Consider the following 15,759-nt stretch of genomic DNA (forward strand, 5'->3'; position numbering starts at 1 on the left):
GTGCGTCGGGCGATGCTGCGGGTGACATGCCCCCAGCCTGGCGGCCGGCGGGGGCGGGGCCGTAGCGCGCCGGTCACGACCCCGACGTGACAAACGTCACGGAGCCGGCGAGTCGAAGGACACGGCGAGCTTGCGGAGCAGGTCGCCCAGGCGCTTCCCCTCGGCGCCGGTCAGGCCGCCGAGCAGCAGATGCTCGGCGGCGGTCAGCTCGGTGATGGCCCGGTCGACCCGGTCCAGCCCCTCGGCCGTCATCTGGACGAGGACGCTCCGCCCGTCGCTCGGGTCCGCACGGCGGTCGACGAGTCCGCGCTCGCTCAGCCGGTCGATGCGGTTCGTCATCGTGCCGCTGGAGACGAGCGTCTGGGTGAGCAGCGCCTTCGGGCCGAGCTCATAGGGGGAGCCGGCGCGGCGAAGGGCGGCGAGCACGTCGAACTCCCACGCCTCCAGCTCGGCGGTGGCGAAGGCCCGGCGTCGGGCGCCGTCCAGGTGCTTGGCGAGGCGCTTCACCCGCGACAGCACCTGCAGCGGTGCGAAGTCGAGGTCGGGCCGCTCGGCCTGCCAGGCGTCGACGATCCTGTCGACCTCGTCCTCGTTCTCGCGCATGCCGCCATTATCCCGTCGCACGGCCGGGGACACGAGGAGGGCACGGGCGGGCATCTGGCAGACTGTGGGGGTGCCCTCGGCACGGTCCGCCTTGGTGTAATGGCAGCACGACAGCCTTTGGAGCTGTGAAGTCCAGGTTCGAGTCCTGGAGGCGGAGCATGTCTGATTCGAATCTCGCCGTCATCGTCCTCGCCGCCGGTCAGGGAACCCGGATGCGCTCCGCGACCCCGAAGCTGCTGCACCCGCTCGCGGGCGCGCCCGTGCTGTCCCATGTGCTGGCGACGGTGTCCGCGCTGAGCGCCGGGCACCTGCTCGTCGTCGTCCGCCACGAGCGTGACCGCATCGCCGCCCTCGTCGCGGAGGACGCCCCCGGCAGTGTCATCGTGGACCAGGACGAGGTGCCGGGGACGGGCCGGGCGGTGGAGCAGGCGGTCGACGCGCTCCCCGGCGACTTCGACGGCGACGTGCTCGTCGTCAACGGCGACGTGCCGCTGCTGGACCCGGCGACCCTCGAGCGCCTCATCGAGCGGCACCGGAGCTCCGGGGCGGCCGCGTCCCTGCTGTCGGCGATCCTCGACGACGCGACCGGCTACGGCCGGATCATCCGCGGCGAGGCGGAGCGCGTGCAGCGCATCGTCGAGCACAAGGACGCCACCGCGGAGGAGCGCCGCGTCGCCGAGATCAACGCCGGCGTCTACATCTTCCGCGTCGCGGCGCTCCGTGCCGAGCTCCCGCGGCTCGGCACCGACAACGCCCAGTCGGAGAAGTACGTCACCGACGTCATCCAGGCGCTGACCGAGCGCGGCGAGATGGTGGGCGCGCACGCGGCCGAGGAGGCCTGGCGTCTGGAGGGGATCAACGACCGTGTGCAGCTGGCGGACGCGGCGGCCCGGCTCAACGCGGAGATCATCCGCTTCTGGCAGCGCGAGGGCGTCACCGTCCAGGACCCGGCGACGACGTGGATCGACCGCGACGTCAGCCTCGCGCCCGACGTCACCGTGCTCCCCGGCACCCAGATCCTCCGGGCGAGCGTCGTCGCCACCGGAGCCGTGATCGGGCCGGACACGACGCTGAACGCGTGCGAGGTCGGTGAGAACGCCGTCGTCCGCCGCAGCGACGCCACTCTCGCGGTCATCGGCGCAGACACCACGGTCGGGCCGTTCGCCTACCTGCGACCGGGGACCCAGCTCGCCGACGAGGGCACGATCGGCACCTTCAGCGAGACGAAGAACGCGATCATCGGGCGCGGCTCCAAGCTGGCGCACTTCAACTACGTCGGCGACGCGGAGCTCGGCGAGGGAGTCAACCTCGGCGCCGGCTCGATCACCGCCAACTACGACGGCGTCGACAAGCACCGCACCGAGATCGGCTCGCATTCGCGGGTGGCCAGCCATACGGTCTTCGTGGCACCGGTTAGGATGGGTGACGGAGCGTACACGGGAGCGGGAACGGTGGTCAGGAAGGACATTCCGGCCGGCGCACTCGCGATCAACGTCGCTCCTCAACGGAACATGGAGGGCTGGGTCGCCACGCACCGACCCGGCACGGCGGCAGACGAGGCCGCGCAGAGCGCATCGTCCGATCGTTGAACGACGCCGGTCCCCGACCGGCAGGAAGCAGGAACGTGTCCGGCATCAAGGCCACTGGAGAAAAACGTCTCGTCCTCACCACCGGACGGGCCCACCCTGCCCTTGCCGAGGCGATCGCTCGTGAGCTGAAGATCGAGCTGCTGCCGATCGACTCGCGGACCTTCGCCAACGGCGAGATCTACGCCAGGTACGACGAGAGCGTCCGCGGTTCGGACGCCTTCGTCATCCAGGCGCACAGCGCACCGATCAACGAGTGGCTCATGGAGCAGCTGATCATGGTCGACGCCCTCAAGCGCGCCTCGGCGAAGCGGATCACCGTCGTCGCCCCGTTCTACCCCTACGCCAGGCAGGACAAGAAGGGCCGCGGGCGCGAGCCCATCTCGGCCCGCCTCGTCGCCGATCTGTTCAAGGCGGCCGGCGCGGACCGCATCATGAGCGTCGACCTGCACGCCGCGCAGATCCAGGGCTTCTTCGACGGCCCCGTCGACCACCTCTTCGCCATGCCGGTCCTGCTGGAGCACTTCCGCGAGAAGCTCGACCCCTCGAGCCTCACCGTGGTGTCGCCGGACATGGGCCGCGTCCGCGTCGCCGACATCTGGAGCGACAAGCTCGGCGCCCCGCTGGCCATCATCCACAAGCGGAGGGACCCGCTCGTCCCGAACCAGGTGTCCGTGCACGAGATCGTCGGCGACGTCGACGGCCGGGTCTGCCTGCTCGTCGACGACCTCATCGACACCGGCCGCACCATCGTCAAGGCCGCCGAGGCGCTCAAGGCGAACGGGGCCACGGGCGTGGTCGTCGCCGCGACCCACGCCGTGTTCAGCGATCCGGCCATCGAGCTGCTGCAGTCGGACGCGATCGACTCCGTCGTCGTCACCGACACGCTGCCGGTACCGGACGACAAGCGCTTCCCGACGCTCGAGGTGCTCTCCATCGCGCCGCTTCTGGCGCGGGCGATCCGCGAGGTCTTCGAGGACGGTTCGGTGACGAGCATGTTCGACGGCGCGGCCTAGCCGTCCACCGATCGACTCGACGGGCCCCGCATCATTCCGATGCGGGGCCCGTCGTCTCGGGCAGGGGCGAGGGGGAGCCCGCCGTGCCGGTCAGCGCACGGCGCCCTCGTCGATGGCCTCGGCGAACTCGGTCAGCGCCGAACGGTTGTAGTCGGCGATGTCGAGCCTCGCCGCGGTGACGGCGCCGTCCAGTGCGGCGCGCAGACCGTCCGCGAGGGCGGGAACGGTGCGCTCGACGACGTGCAGCTCGTCGCCGGGCAGCGCGCTGGACACCGAGCCGAAGGCGACGCTCACGATCGGCAGCCCGACCGTCGCGGCCTCGAGCAGCACCATGGGCTGGCCCTCCCAGTCGCTGGAGAGGACGAACGCGTCGGCCGCCTCCATCAGCTGAAGCGGCGTCGACAGCGCGCCGGTCAGGAACACGGAGTCCTCGAGGCCGAGCTCCTCGACCACGGCCGTCAGGCGCGCATGCAGGGGGCCGTAGCCGACGAGGATGAGCCGGGTCTCCTGGCGTTCGGCGTGCACCAGCGCGAACGCCCGGATCAGCCGCTCCTGGTTCTTCTCGGCCGAGTACCTGCCGACGGTGATGAACCAGAAGGTGCCCTGCTCGGACATCCGGCTGAGCCAGGGGCCGTTCTCCTCCTCGGCCGTCGCGCTCGGCGCGGTCACGGACATGACGTTTCGCGCCGAGACGAAGCGGGAGCGCGGTGCGATGCCCCGGAACGCCGCCTCGTTGATGCGGCTGAGCGCCGGCGACACCGACACGAGCGAGTCGAAGCTCGCGTACAGCCGGGCGACGGCCCCGAGCGAGCGTTTCATCGGCGTGCGGCCGTTGACGGGACGGTTCGCCTCGGCGGCCAGGTCGTTGTGCAGCCAGATGGCACGTTTGTCCGCCGGTGCCGCGAGCACGAGCTGGGCCCAGAACTGGGCGTACCCGCTGAAGTCGATGGCCCGGTCGAAGCGGGCGCCGCCGAAGCAGCGCTCCACCTCGGCCTGCCAGAGCCGGCGCTGCGAGCCCAGGCGCTGGGCGACGCGGATGAGCCCCGGGCGCTGGAAGACGCGCCGGACGAGCTGGTTCGCCTTCGAGCCGTTCATCCCGCCGACCCGCAGCAGCAGCCGGGCGCGCGGGTCGACGAGGGCCTGGGTCCTGGCCTCCGCGGCGCTGCGCGGTTTGGCGCAGATCACCGTGACGTCGAAGCGGTCGTAGTCGAGCCGGGCGAGCAGGTTGAGCACGGAGACCGTGATGCCGTTCGGGCGCATGCCCCCGGGGTACAGCAGCAGCCGCTGCTTCTCCGCCGGCGGGGCCGCCGCGGCGGTGGCCGGAGTGCCGGGGGAGCCGGTCCGGCTGCCCGGCAGCGCCGCCGCGCTCCCGCTCACGCCGGCGGCGTGTGCACCCCCGACGGGGGAGGCGCCGGCGAACAGCAGCTCGACGACCCGGGCGGAGGAGTCTCCGGTGTCCTCGGCGGTGAGCTCGTCCTGCCAGCGTCGACGGCGCTCGGCCAGTGCCTCGGCCTCGTCCCCGGCGAGCGCCGTGCGGAGCGCCCCGGCGAGCTGGTCCTCGTCGGAGCACAGCGCTCCGGGCAGCTCCGTCGCGGGCCAGTACATGCCCCTGTCGATGGAGTAGTCCTCGGCGTCGGGCGCGAAGAACACGATCGGCCGTCCGAGCGAGAGGTAGTCGAAGAAGATGGAGGAGAAGTCGGTCACGAGCGTGTCGGCAAGGCCGAGCACGACGTTCGTCGGCATCTCGTCGGGGACGACGACGCCGTGCCCCTCCGGCAGCTCGCGGGCGAACCGCGCGACGGAGGGGTGCGGCTTGAGCAGCACGCGGACCTCGTCTCCGAGGGCTGCTTGGAGCCGGGCCACCGTCGCCAGCAGCTCCGCCGCGTTGTTCTGCGGGCGTCCGAAGGTGGCGCCGCGCCAGGTCGGGGCGTAGAGCACCACGCGGCGCCCGGCGAGGTCGTAGCCGGCGTCGTCGAGGGCGAGGCGGACGGATGCGACAAGACCGCCGTCGTGCTGCAGGTCGGTGCGCGGGTAGCCGAGTTCGAGGATCCGCCCCGGCAGGATCCCGCGCAGCCGGTACCCGGTCAGGTACATGCGCTCGGTCATGAACGGGTTCTGGGAGAGCAGGTAGTCGGCGGCCAGGAAGTTCCGGGTCACGTTCGCGGACTCCACGGCGCCGTTGGGCATGTCGAAGCCCATGTGCTTGAGCGGGGTCCCGTGCCAGGTGTTGAGATAGGTCTGGCCCGCGCGCTTGCTGAACTGCGGGAGGAAGGTCGCGTTGTTGATCAGCGTCCCCGCCGTGCTCAACGCCATCCAGTAGGCGCGGGATCCGCGCTCGACGACCCGGACCCGGGGCGTCTGCGCGAGCGCGCGCACCGAGGGCGAGCCCATCTGCGCCGGGTCGATCGCCCAGACGTGTTCGAGCCGGTGCAGGCGCACGTCGGCGTGCGCGGCACGGAAGATCGCCTCGGGGTTGCAGAGCGCCCCCCGGCCGCCGAAGGACTCGTACAGCACGGTGTCCGGCGCGATCGGCTGTCGACGGCAGTGCGCCACCCACTCGGCGAGCAGTCCCTGGCGGACGCGGGAACGCAGCCGGCGGACGCGGCGGAGGCTGGCGGTGAGTCGGGTGTTGATGGTTCCTCCTGTGACGGTCCTGGCTCTACGATTATCGCCGCTGCCCGGTCGCGCGTCCGACGCGGTCCCGGTGCGGCCGATGACGATTCAGTGTCGACGTTCGACGATCCGACGGCGCACGCTCCGCGAGAGCCGGTGCGATGGCTTCTCGACGACCCGCTCGAACACCTCGGCGGCGAGCAGGCACAGCGGGACGCCGATGAGCATGATCGCCGGCCAGGCCGCGTCGCCGAGCGCGAACGCGAGCGTCACGAGGATCGGCACGTGGATGAGGTAGAGGCTGAAGGAGATGCGGCCGAGCCACTGAGGCACGGCGCGAGCCAGCAGGCGGTCGGCGCCGGGCCAGGCCAGCACGCACAGCACGACGCCAGCGGCACCGGCGGGGATGAGCGCGGACAGCGCGGCGGCGACCGGTTCGCCGTCCTCGACGAGAGGGGAGAACAGGGTGCGGAGCATGAGCAGGGCGATCGAGCCGGTCAGCAGCCACGCCCAGGTGGCCGTGGACGGCCGGTGCTCCGCGGTGCGCAGCTCCAGCACCCGGGGAAGCGAGACGGCGATGAGCGCGCCGATGAAGAACGGCGGCAGGTAGATCAGGTAGGAGTTGCCGATCAGCTGGCCGACGAGGACGATCGCGACCGCTGCGGCGCCGGCCGGCCACACCCAGCGGCGGCAGGCGCGGGCGGCGACCATGAACAGCGGGGCCAGCAGCGAGTAGAGCATCTCCCAGCGCAGCGACCAGAGCGGGTTGCTGAGGTCGTACTGCGCCGAGGTCAGGCTCGCCTGGCGCAGCAGCTCACCCGGGTCGACGCTGAGCGCGTTCGTCGTCGCCAGCCAGGAGTCGTCCGCGACCTGGGCGAGGTCCCTCGGCACGATCAGCACGAGCGCGGCCGCGAGCGCGAGCGCGCCCCACACGGGCAGGTAGAGCCGCAGCACCCGGGACGGGTAGTACGCCACCAGGTCCGAGCTCGGTTTCATCAGCGGCAGCGTGACGACGAGACCGCTGAGCACGAAGAAGACGATGACCGACTCGTGTCCGGCGAACAGGACCGACAGCGGGCTCTGGGTGATCAGCCACCAGACGGGGCCGGCCGAGCCGGTGGCGACGGGGAGCACGATGAGGCTGACGTGGTGGATGAGGACGATGGCGCTCGCCACGCCTCGGAGGCCGTCGAGTGAGTGCAGTCGTGTGGTGGGGGTGGCCCCGATTCGGCTCGTCTCGCTCAGAAAACGTCACCCCTTCGGACCGCTGGCACAGAATGAATCCAGGCTAGGGAAGCTGTCTGGACGAACCCCGAGTCTAGCCAGGGGGACGGACAGACGACGGCGGGCGACACGCTCCTCGCGTGTCGCCCGCCGTCGTCCCGGCCGGGCTAGTGGCTGGACGGAGTCGTCTCGATCTCGCTGCGGTCGCCCGACCACAGCGTGTGGAACACGCCGTCGACGTCGACCCGCTTGTAGGTGTGCGCGCCGAAGAAGTCGCGCTGGCCCTGCACGAGTGCGGCGGGCAGGCGCTCGGCGCGGAGCCCGTCGTAGTAGGACAGCGACGACGAGAACGCCGGGGCGGGGATGCCTGCCTGGGCGGCGAGCACGACCACCCGGCGCCACGACTCCTGCGACGCGGCGATGGCCTCGGTGAAGTACGGCGCCGTCAGCAGCGCCTCCAGGCCGGGCTGCTCGGCGTAGGCGTCAGCGATGCGGTTGAGGAACTGCGCCCTGATGATGCAGCCGCCGCGCCAGATCTTCGAGATCGCGCCCTCGTCGATGCTCCAGCCGTACTTCGTCGCGCCCTCGCGGATCGCGTCGAAGCCCTGGGAGTAGGCGACGATCTTCGACGCGTAGAGCGCGAGGCGGACGTCCTCGACGAAGGCGTCGCGGTCCTCGATGCTCACCGTTGCGGAGGGGCCGGGGAGGGCGGTCGCGGCCTCGCGCTGGGCGCGGTGGGAGGACAGGCTGCGGGCGAAGACCGCCTCGGCGATGCCGGAGACGGGGACGCCGAGGTCGAGGGCGTTCTGAACGGTCCAGACGCCGGTGCCCTTCGAACCGGCCTCGTCGAGGATGACGTCGACCAGCGGAGCCCCGGTGCGGGCGTCGACCTGACGCAGGACCTCCGCCGTGATCTCGATGAGGTAGGACTCCAGCTCGCCGCGGTTCCACTCGGCGAAGATCTCGGCGATCTCGGCGGGGGTGAAGCCGGCGACGTTGCGCAGCAGGTCGTAGGCCTCGGCGATGAGCTGCATGTCCGCGTACTCGATGCCGTTGTGGATCATCTTGACGAAGTGCCCGGCGCCGTCGGTGCCGACGTGGGTCACGCACGGCTCGCCCTCGGCGACGGCGGCGATGGAGGACAGGATCGGGCCGAGGGTGGCGTAGGACTCGGCGGAGCCGCCCGGCATGATGCTCGGGCCCTTGAGGGCGCCCTCCTCCCCACCGGAGATGCCCGCGCCGACGAAGTGCACGCCGGTCGCCTTGACGGTCTGCTCGCGGCGGATCGTGTCGGTGAACAGCGCGTTGCCGCCGTCGACGATGATGTCGCCGGGCTCGAAGCGCTCGGTCAGCTGCTCGATGACGGCGTCGGTGCCGCGGCCGGCCTGGACCATGATGATCGCGGTGCGGGGCTTCTGCAGCGAGGCGACGAAGTCGTCGATGTCCTCGCTCGCGACGAAGCCGGCCTCGGGGTGCTCGGCGATGAGGGTGCGGGTGCGCTCGGGCGAGCGGTTGTACACGGCGACCGTGTTGCCTTCGCGGCTGGCCAGGTTGCGGGCCAGGTTGCTGCCCATCACGGCCAGGCCGATGACTCCGATGTTTGCTACTGCCTGCGGTGAATCCGCCATTGAATTTCTCCTGAGGTTCGACTGCAACGACCGGCGGGATGCGCCGATGAACGACCGAGGCGGGTGTCGGGGGTCACCTCGGGGGTCCGCGTGGTGGCGGGTCGCCTCCAACGCTAGCAGCGCGGGGCCGAGGGATCGGCAGCTTCTCGGCGACTCGGGGGCGCGCTCGCGGTCAGGCCAGATCGGCCAGTGCCGTGGCCCTCACGCGGTCGATGGCCATCCGGACCGCGCCCTTGAGCACGACCTCCCTGCCGAGGGATGACGCCCTGACCTCGGGGGGAGCGGGCAGGAGCTCGGCGAGCCGGCGGTTGACGTCGGCGACGACGGGTTGTGCCAGCCCGGCGACGCCACCGGAGATCACGACGAGCTCGGGGTCGAGGAGCCCTCCGATGGTCATCAGCGTGGTGGCGAGGCGCTCGGCGGTGCGGTCGAGGACGGTGAGCGCCAGCCGGTCGCCGTCCGCGGCCGCCTGGAGCACCTGGGCGGCACTGACCTCGCCCGTGCCCTCGGCGACGTGTCGTCTGAGCGAGCTGTCGGCCCCGGTGCGCAGGGCCTCGCCCGCGAGGATGCGGGCCAGGGCGGCGAGGCCGAAGCTGCCCTCCACCCCGACCACCTGGTCGAGGTACTCCATCTCGCCCGCCGTGCCGTGCGCTCCCCGGTGCAGCCTGCCGCCGATCATGATGCCTGCGCCGAGCCGTTCGCCTGACAGGAGGGCGATCAGGGTGGCGTCGGGGGCGATGTCCTCGTGGTGCATCTCGGCGAGCACGGCGAGGTTGGCGTCGTTCTCGACGTGGAACCCCCAGCCGGGGAAGTCGACGGCGAGCCGTTCGAGGTCGATGGCGACCGAGCCCCAGAAGCTGCTTCCGGTCGGAGGGGTCCCCGAGGTGGTGACGGGGGCGGCGATCCCGACGCAGGCGGTCGAGACCTCGGAGCGGTCCACGCCCGCTGCCTCGAGCGCGCGCAGCGTCACGGCGGTCAGGTGGGAGCCGCGCTGCTCGTCGTCATCCTCGTCGAAGACACGGGTGTCGCTGCCGAGGGTGGTGCCGCTCAGGTCGGCCACCTCGACGCTGAGGGAGTGGTGGCCGATGTCGGCGCCGACGACGAGCGTCCGTCGCGCGTTGAACGCGAAGCGCAGCGCCTGCCGGCCCCGCGTGGCGGCGGTCTCGGTCGCTCCGGGCTGGATCCAGCCCCGCTGGAGCAGGTCGCGGCAGACGTCGAGGACGGTGGCCCTGGTGAGCCCGCTCAGGGCCATCAGCTCGGAGGCGGTGAACGTCTGCGGCATCCCCCAGGCCTGCTTGAGCACGGCGGAGCGGTTGGCTGCCCGCATCGTCGACGGCGTCGTCGCGGCGCGATGGCCCGGTGCGCCGCTGGTGGTTGTTGACACGCTCCCCAGTCTGCCCTAGCTTCAGTTGAGGCTATAAATTGAAAGCCCAAATTAATTGGTGTCAAGGAGGACACGATGGTTTTACCCGCCACCGGCCGGATCGCGGCAGCGGCCGTGAGCGCGGTGCTGCTGCTGCCGCTGGCCGCCTGCGCGAGCGACACGGGCCAGACGACGATCACGGTCAACATCAACAAGCCGCCCGCCCTGTTCGAGGACCTCATCGCCCAGTTCGAGGAGGAGAACCCCGACGTGCGCGTCCAGCTCGACCCCCACGAGGCCGGCTTCATCCCCGACCTCGTCCGCGGCGACCCGCCGGACGTCCGCATCGCCGGATGGGCATCGGCGGAAAGCGTGCTCGCGCAGCGCGGCGTCTTCACCGACCTCTCCGACACCGAGGCCGCCCAGCGCATCCCCGACACGACCCTCGACCTCGTGCGGCAGTGGGGAGGGGGAGGGGGCAAGCTCGACGCCCTGCCCTTCTCGCTCGTCAGCGCCGGCGTGATCTACAACAAGGAGATCTTCGCCGAGCAGGGGCTCGAGGTCCCGCAGACCTGGGACGAGTTCCAGCAGCTGTGCGAGACGCTCACCGAGCGCGACATCACGCCGATCTACGGGACATTCCGTGAGCCGTGGACGACGGACATGGTCATGGACTACGTCGTCGGCGACTTCTCCGACGACTTCGCGAAGCTCCGCGAGGACGGCCCCACGCTCACGCCGACGTCGCCGTCGTCTTTCGAGGGGCTCATCGGTGGCAGCCTCGACAAGGCGGACTGGATCTTCGAGCAGACCCAGCCCGACGCGCGCAGCAAGAACTACGCCGACGGGAACGTGGCCTTCGCCAACGGCGCGGCGGCGATGTACTTCCAGGGTCCGTGGGCGCTGTCAGAGGTGGAGGCGGTCAACCCTGACATCGAGCTGGGCACGTTCGCCCTCCCGACGACGAACGACCCCGCCGACACCCAGGCGCGCATCGTGCTCGACCTCGTGGTGTCCATCCCCACCGGGGCGAAGCACGAGGACGAGGCCCGCCGGCTGATCGAGTTCATGTACGAGGACCGGGTCAACGCCGACTACAACACCACCAACGCCGCGTTCTCCCCCCTGGAGAGCGTCGGCCCGCCCACCGACCCGCGCCTCGCCGGACTCGTGCCCTACGTCGAGGACCAGCGGTTCTACCTGGGCATGAGCGCCTACTTCGGCGCGATCCCCAAGTCCAACTACTTCCAGGAGTTCGCGCTCTACCGGAACCAGCCCGCGTTCACGACGTCGCTCACCGAGGAGTGGCAGCGCGAGGCACGCCGGAACGAACTCAGGGGCATCCAGTGATCGGAGAACTGCAGTGACACAGGCAACAGCACTGACCGGCGCGCCGCCGGCGGGGACCCCGGCCTCGGCCGGGGCCGCGCGACCGGTCCCCACCCGGCGGGTCGGCGCGCAACGCGACTGGGCGTTCCGGCTCATGGTCTTCCCCGCGGTGTTCCTCTTCACCGTGTTCCTCATCGTGCCGACCCTCATCGGCGTCTTCTTCAGCTTCACCAGCTACGCCGGCTTCGGCGAGTGGGAGTTCGTCGGGCTCGGCAACTACGTGGCGCTGTTCACCGACCCGAACATCTGGGCGCCGTACGGCTTCACGTTCTTCCTGGCGATCGTCTGCGTCGTCGTCGTCAACGTTCTGGCGATGGCCATCGCGCTGGGGCTCAACGCGAACATCAAGTGGCGCACGCCCATCAGGACGGTGTTCTTCATCCCGATGGTGCTCTCCGCCCTCGTCGTCGCCTACGTGTTCACCTTCCTGTTCAACAGCACGCTGCCCATGATCGCCGACTCGCTCGGCCTCGTGCCGCTGGCGACGACGATGCTCGCCGACGCCTCCACCGCGTGGATCCCGATCGTGTTCGTCACGGCCTGGACGAGCATCCCCGGGACGACACTCATCTACCTCGCCGGCCTGCAGGCCGTGCCGCGTGAGCTCTACGAGGCCGCGAGCGTCGACGGGGCGAGCGCGTGGCGCCAGTTCCGCAGCATCACCATGCCGATGCTCGCGGTCTACCTGGTCATCAACATCATCCTCGGCTTCCGCGGCTACCTCGGCGCCTACGACATCATCGTCGCCATGACCGGCGGCGGACCGGGGATCTCCACCATGACCGTCTCGATGCGGATCATGGGCGGTCTCAACGGCGGCGACTTCGCCTACCAGGCCGCCAACTCGCTGGTGTTCTTCGTCATCACCCTCATCATCTCGCTGGTCCAACTGCGCGTGAGCAGGAAGGGAATGTCGCTGTGAGCTCGACAACTGTGAACCCCGGCGTCGCCGACGCCGCCCTCGAGGGCGGCTCCGCGCCCGTCGGACCGCGCCGAGGCCGTCTGGGGCGGCCGAGCTGGCCGCTGACGATCCTCATGATCGCCGCCTCCCTGACGGTGCTCGTCCCGCTGTACTTCACCATCGTCATGGCGTTCAAGTCGCCCGCCCAGATCGGCTCGGGCAGCGGCCTGGAGTTCCCCAGCCCGATCGTCTGGGACAACTTCGCCCGGGCGTGGGAGATGGTCGGCTTCGGCCGCTCGCTGATGGTCACCGCGCTCATCACCGTGTTCTCTGTCGCCGGTGCGATCGTCGTCTGCTCCATGGTGGCGTACGCGATCGCCCGCAACTGGCACCGCCGGGCATACAAGGTGGCGTACATCTACCTGCTGTCGGGACTGTTCGTGCCCTTCACGGTGCTCATCCTGCCGCTCATCAAGCTGACGGCGATGCTCGGGATCGACGGGCCCGTCGGCGTCACGCTGATCCACATCGTCGGCGGGATCGCCTTCAACTCCCTGCTGTACATCGCCTTCCTCCGCTCCATCCCTCTCGAGCTGGAGGAGTCGGCGCGGATCGACGGCGCCACCACCTGGCAGGTGTTCTGGCGCGTGATCTTCCCGCTGCTCGGGCCGATGAACGCGACCGTCGGGATCTTCGCGTTCCTCGGCGCGTGGAACGACTTCCTGCTCCCGCAGATGATGATCGCCAACCCCGAGCTGCAGACCCTCCCCGTCGTCCAGCAGCTGTTCCAGGGCGAGTTCAACACCGAGTACAACCTGGCCTTCGCGTCCTACCTCATGGCCATGGTCCCCACCCTCATCGCGTTCGTCTTCGCCCAGAAGTGGGTCATGTCCGGCGTGATGCGCGGGGCCATCAAGTAGCGCGGCCACCGCCGGTCCACCCATCCGAGAGAAAGAGCAGAACCCCGCGAATGTCCTCACCCGCACTGCGTGCACTGACCACCGTCACGAACGTGTCCCTGACCGACACCGGCATCATCGCCGAGCTCGGCGGGGGCGTCCGTCCCGAGCTGCTGCGCGTCGACGCGATCCGTGACGATGTCGTGCGGCTGAAGATCAGCCGCGGCGGCGTCTTCGACGAGTCGCCGAGCTACGCCGTCCGCGACGACCTGGAACAGGAGGAGGTGGACGTCGACGTCGAGATCGGTGCTGAGCGGGTGACCGTCTCGACGCCGGCCGTCACGGTCAGCGTCACGACGGAGCCGTTCGGCATCGACGTGCACCGTGCCGACGGCACGGTCGTCGTCGAGACCGCTCCCGACGGGGACGGCGGCCGGGCGGGCTACGCGACGCTGAACGACGCCTTCGCCTTCGCGCGTCGCAGCAGCCCCGGCGGCGCGGTCTACGGCCTGGGGGAGAAGACCGGCCCGCACAACCGCAAGGGCAAGGACTACAACCTCTGGAACGTCGACGTGCTGAACCCGACGTCCTCCGGCGAGTTCACCCGCGGCAGGGACGCCGCGGACCCGCGGGCCGACCCGATGAGCACTGACTTCGACCCCTACTACATGTCGATCCCCTTCGTCATCGAGCAGGACCCCGCGACGGGGCACGCCTTCGGCTCCTTCGTCGACAACGGCTACAGCGGGCACTACGACTTCCGCAACGGCGACCGCACGGCCGTGCGGTTCGAGGGCGGGCAGTACACGGAGTACATCTTCGCCGGCCCGGACATCCCCGGCATCATCGAGGCCTACACCTGGCTGACCGGCCGCACCGCCCTCCCGCCGCTCTGGTCGCTCGGCTACCACCAGTGCCGCTGGCACGGCTACGAGCAGTCCGACGTGCTCGAGCTTGCCCAGGGCTTCCGTGAGCGCGAGATCCCCTGCGACACCCTGTGGCTCGATATCGAGTACATGGACGGATACCGCGTGTTCACCTGGAACAGCGAGCTGTTCCCCGACGTGCCCGGCATGCTCTCCTCGCTCGAGGACGACGGATTCCGCATGATCACGATCGTCGACCCCGGGGTCAAGGCGGAGCCGGGCTACGGCGTCTTCGACGACGCCGTCGAGCGCGGGGTGCTCTGCCTGACGGAGGGCGGCGACATCTACATCGGCCAGGTCTGGCCCGGCGACACCGCGTTCCCCGACCTGGTGACCGAGGAGGGCCGCCGCTGGTGGGGCGCGCTCAACGCGGAGCACGTCCGCTCGGGCATCGCCGGCATCTGGAACGACATGAACGAGCCGGCGACCGGCGTGATCAGTCCGCTGGGGATGCGCTTCGGCCGCGGCGAGTTCTCCCACGAGAGGTACCACAACCAGTACGCGCTGCTCATGGCGATGGGCACCACCCAGGGCCTGCTCGAGGCGATGCCCGACCGGAGGACCTTCGTGCTCTCGCGCGCCGGATCGGCGGGCATCCAGCGCTACGCGGCCAACTGGATGGGCGACAACGTCGCCAACTGGGACCACCTGCGGCTGAGCATCGCGATGGCGAACGGGCTGGGGATGTCGGGCCAGGCGTTCGTCGGCGCCGACATCGGCGGCTTCGCGGGCGACAGCGGGGCCGAACTGTTCGCCAGGTGGATGCAGTACGGCGCGCTCACCCCGTTCTGCCGCAACCACTCGATGATCTACCAGCGACCGCAGTATCCGTGGTCGTTCGGTCCCGCGGTGGAGCGGATCGCGCGCGAGGCGCTGCAGCTGCGCTACCGGCTGCTGCCGTACATCTACTCGGCGTTCGTGGCCGCGTCGGAGACCGGGGCACCCGTCCAGCGACCGTTGGCGTTCTCGTACCAGTACGACGCGATCGTCGAGTCGGTCGAGGACCAGTACCTGTTCGGCGCCGACCTGCTCGTCGCCCCGATCGTCGAGGCGGGGGCGGTGACCCGGTCGGTGTACCTGCCCGAGGGCGGCTGGTACGACTGGCACACCGACGAGTACCTGTCCGGCGGGCGGCACATCGCCGCGCTGGCACCGCTCGACCGGATCCCGCTGTACGCCAGGGCGGGTGCGGTCGTCCCGATGCTCGGCGAGGCGCCGGCGTCGACCAGGGGCCTGGCGCCGCGCGAGGTCGAGCTGCACCTGTTCGTCCCGGAGGCGGGGGCGCCAGACGTCGTCTCCACGCTCCACGAGGACGACGGCGAGAGCTTCGCCGCCAGCGACGGAGCCGTCGTCCGGACCAGGGTGACGGTGAGCCGCGACGGTGACACTGTTCGGGTGTCGGCCGTGTCCGACGGGGACGGATTCGACGGCTTCGCCCGCGAGCGCTTCATCCTCGTCGTCCACGGAGCGGACCCGTCCGGGGTGGTCGGGGCCGAGGCGAACGGCGAGCGCATCGTTCTCGAGTGCGGTGCGGACGGTTTCGAGGTGTCCGTCACCGTCTGAGTCTCGACGCGGGGAGCGGGCGGCGCGGCCGGCGGGTGGACCGCCGGC

General features: G+C 70.5%; 11 protein-coding genes and 1 tRNA gene. 7 read left to right on the plus strand and 5 right to left on the minus strand.

The genetic code is table 11. From position 1 onward, the window contains the following. Positions 1–96: 96 nt before the first annotated feature. On the minus strand, positions 97–603 hold the full coding sequence (locus FM119_RS04420) for a MarR family winged helix-turn-helix transcriptional regulator (RefSeq protein ID WP_087136483.1): 507 nt from the start codon (positions 601–603) through the stop codon (positions 97–99). A gap of 85 nt (positions 604–688) precedes the next feature. On the opposite strand from FM119_RS04420, the gene FM119_RS04425 reads away from it, so the two are divergent. The 3 genes from FM119_RS04425 to FM119_RS04435 all read left to right on the plus strand — a co-directional run bounded on the left by FM119_RS04425 (position 689) and on the right by FM119_RS04435 (position 3,205). After that, positions 689–760, plus strand: a tRNA-Gln gene (locus tag FM119_RS04425). A 1-nt stretch (position 761) separates the two neighbouring features. Further along, a complete protein-coding gene (gene glmU, locus FM119_RS04430) occupies positions 762–2,192 on the plus strand; it encodes a bifunctional UDP-N-acetylglucosamine diphosphorylase/glucosamine-1-phosphate N-acetyltransferase GlmU (RefSeq protein ID WP_087136484.1) in 1,431 nt (476 codons plus the stop codon). Positions 2,193–2,227: 35 nt separating this feature from the next. Further along, a complete protein-coding gene (locus FM119_RS04435; RefSeq protein WP_087136485.1) occupies positions 2,228–3,205 on the plus strand; it encodes a ribose-phosphate diphosphokinase in 978 nt (325 codons plus the stop codon). A 90-nt stretch (positions 3,206–3,295) separates the two neighbouring features. Here FM119_RS04435 and FM119_RS04440 read toward each other — a convergent pair whose 3' ends face one another. The 4 genes from FM119_RS04440 to FM119_RS04455 all read right to left on the minus strand — a co-directional run bounded on the left by FM119_RS04440 (position 3,296) and on the right by FM119_RS04455 (position 10,054). Beyond that, positions 3,296–5,758, minus strand: coding sequence for a glycosyltransferase (locus FM119_RS04440; RefSeq protein ID WP_087136486.1), 2,463 nt, complete (start codon positions 5,756–5,758; stop codon positions 3,296–3,298). 168 nt (positions 5,759–5,926) lie between these two features. Continuing rightward, a complete protein-coding gene (locus FM119_RS04445) occupies positions 5,927–7,063 on the minus strand; it encodes an acyltransferase family protein (protein ID WP_087136487.1) in 1,137 nt (378 codons plus the stop codon). Between the two features lie 146 nt (positions 7,064–7,209). Next, the gene (gndA, locus tag FM119_RS04450) at positions 7,210–8,670 is read right to left on the minus strand and encodes an NADP-dependent phosphogluconate dehydrogenase (RefSeq protein ID WP_087136488.1); all 1,461 of its coding nucleotides are present in this window, start codon (positions 8,668–8,670) and stop codon (positions 7,210–7,212) included. Positions 8,671–8,842: 172 nt separating this feature from the next. Beyond that, entirely contained in the window at positions 8,843–10,054 is a 1,212-nt protein-coding gene (locus tag FM119_RS04455; protein ID WP_143822624.1) for an ROK family protein, read from the minus strand. A 75-nt stretch (positions 10,055–10,129) separates the two neighbouring features. Between FM119_RS04455 and FM119_RS04460 the strand changes: the two genes are divergently transcribed. Genes FM119_RS04460 through FM119_RS04475 form a run of 4 tightly spaced genes read left to right on the plus strand, consistent with a single transcriptional unit; the run spans position 10,130 to position 15,711 of the window. Beyond that, complete coding sequence (locus tag FM119_RS04460; RefSeq protein WP_087136490.1) at positions 10,130–11,383, plus strand: ABC transporter substrate-binding protein; 1,254 nt, start codon at positions 10,130–10,132, stop codon at positions 11,381–11,383. A 13-nt stretch (positions 11,384–11,396) separates the two neighbouring features. Next, positions 11,397–12,344, plus strand: coding sequence for a carbohydrate ABC transporter permease (locus FM119_RS04465; protein ID WP_245827264.1), 948 nt, complete (start codon positions 11,397–11,399; stop codon positions 12,342–12,344). Next, positions 12,341–13,243 carry a carbohydrate ABC transporter permease gene (locus FM119_RS04470; RefSeq protein WP_245827266.1) on the plus strand — a complete coding sequence of 301 codons (903 nt, stop codon included), beginning with the start codon at positions 12,341–12,343 and terminating at the stop codon, positions 13,241–13,243. The genes FM119_RS04465 and FM119_RS04470 overlap by 4 nt, the downstream gene beginning before the upstream one ends. Positions 13,244–13,293: 50 nt before the next feature. After that, positions 13,294–15,711: a glycoside hydrolase family 31 protein gene (locus FM119_RS04475; protein WP_087136491.1), complete on the plus strand. Its 2,418-nt coding sequence runs from the start codon at positions 13,294–13,296 to the stop codon at positions 15,709–15,711. The last annotated feature ends 48 nt before the right edge of the window (positions 15,712–15,759 follow it).

Source organism: Mycetocola reblochoni REB411, assembly GCF_900163835.1.
Classification (GTDB): Bacteria; Actinomycetota; Actinomycetes; order Actinomycetales; family Microbacteriaceae; genus Mycetocola_B; species Mycetocola_B reblochoni.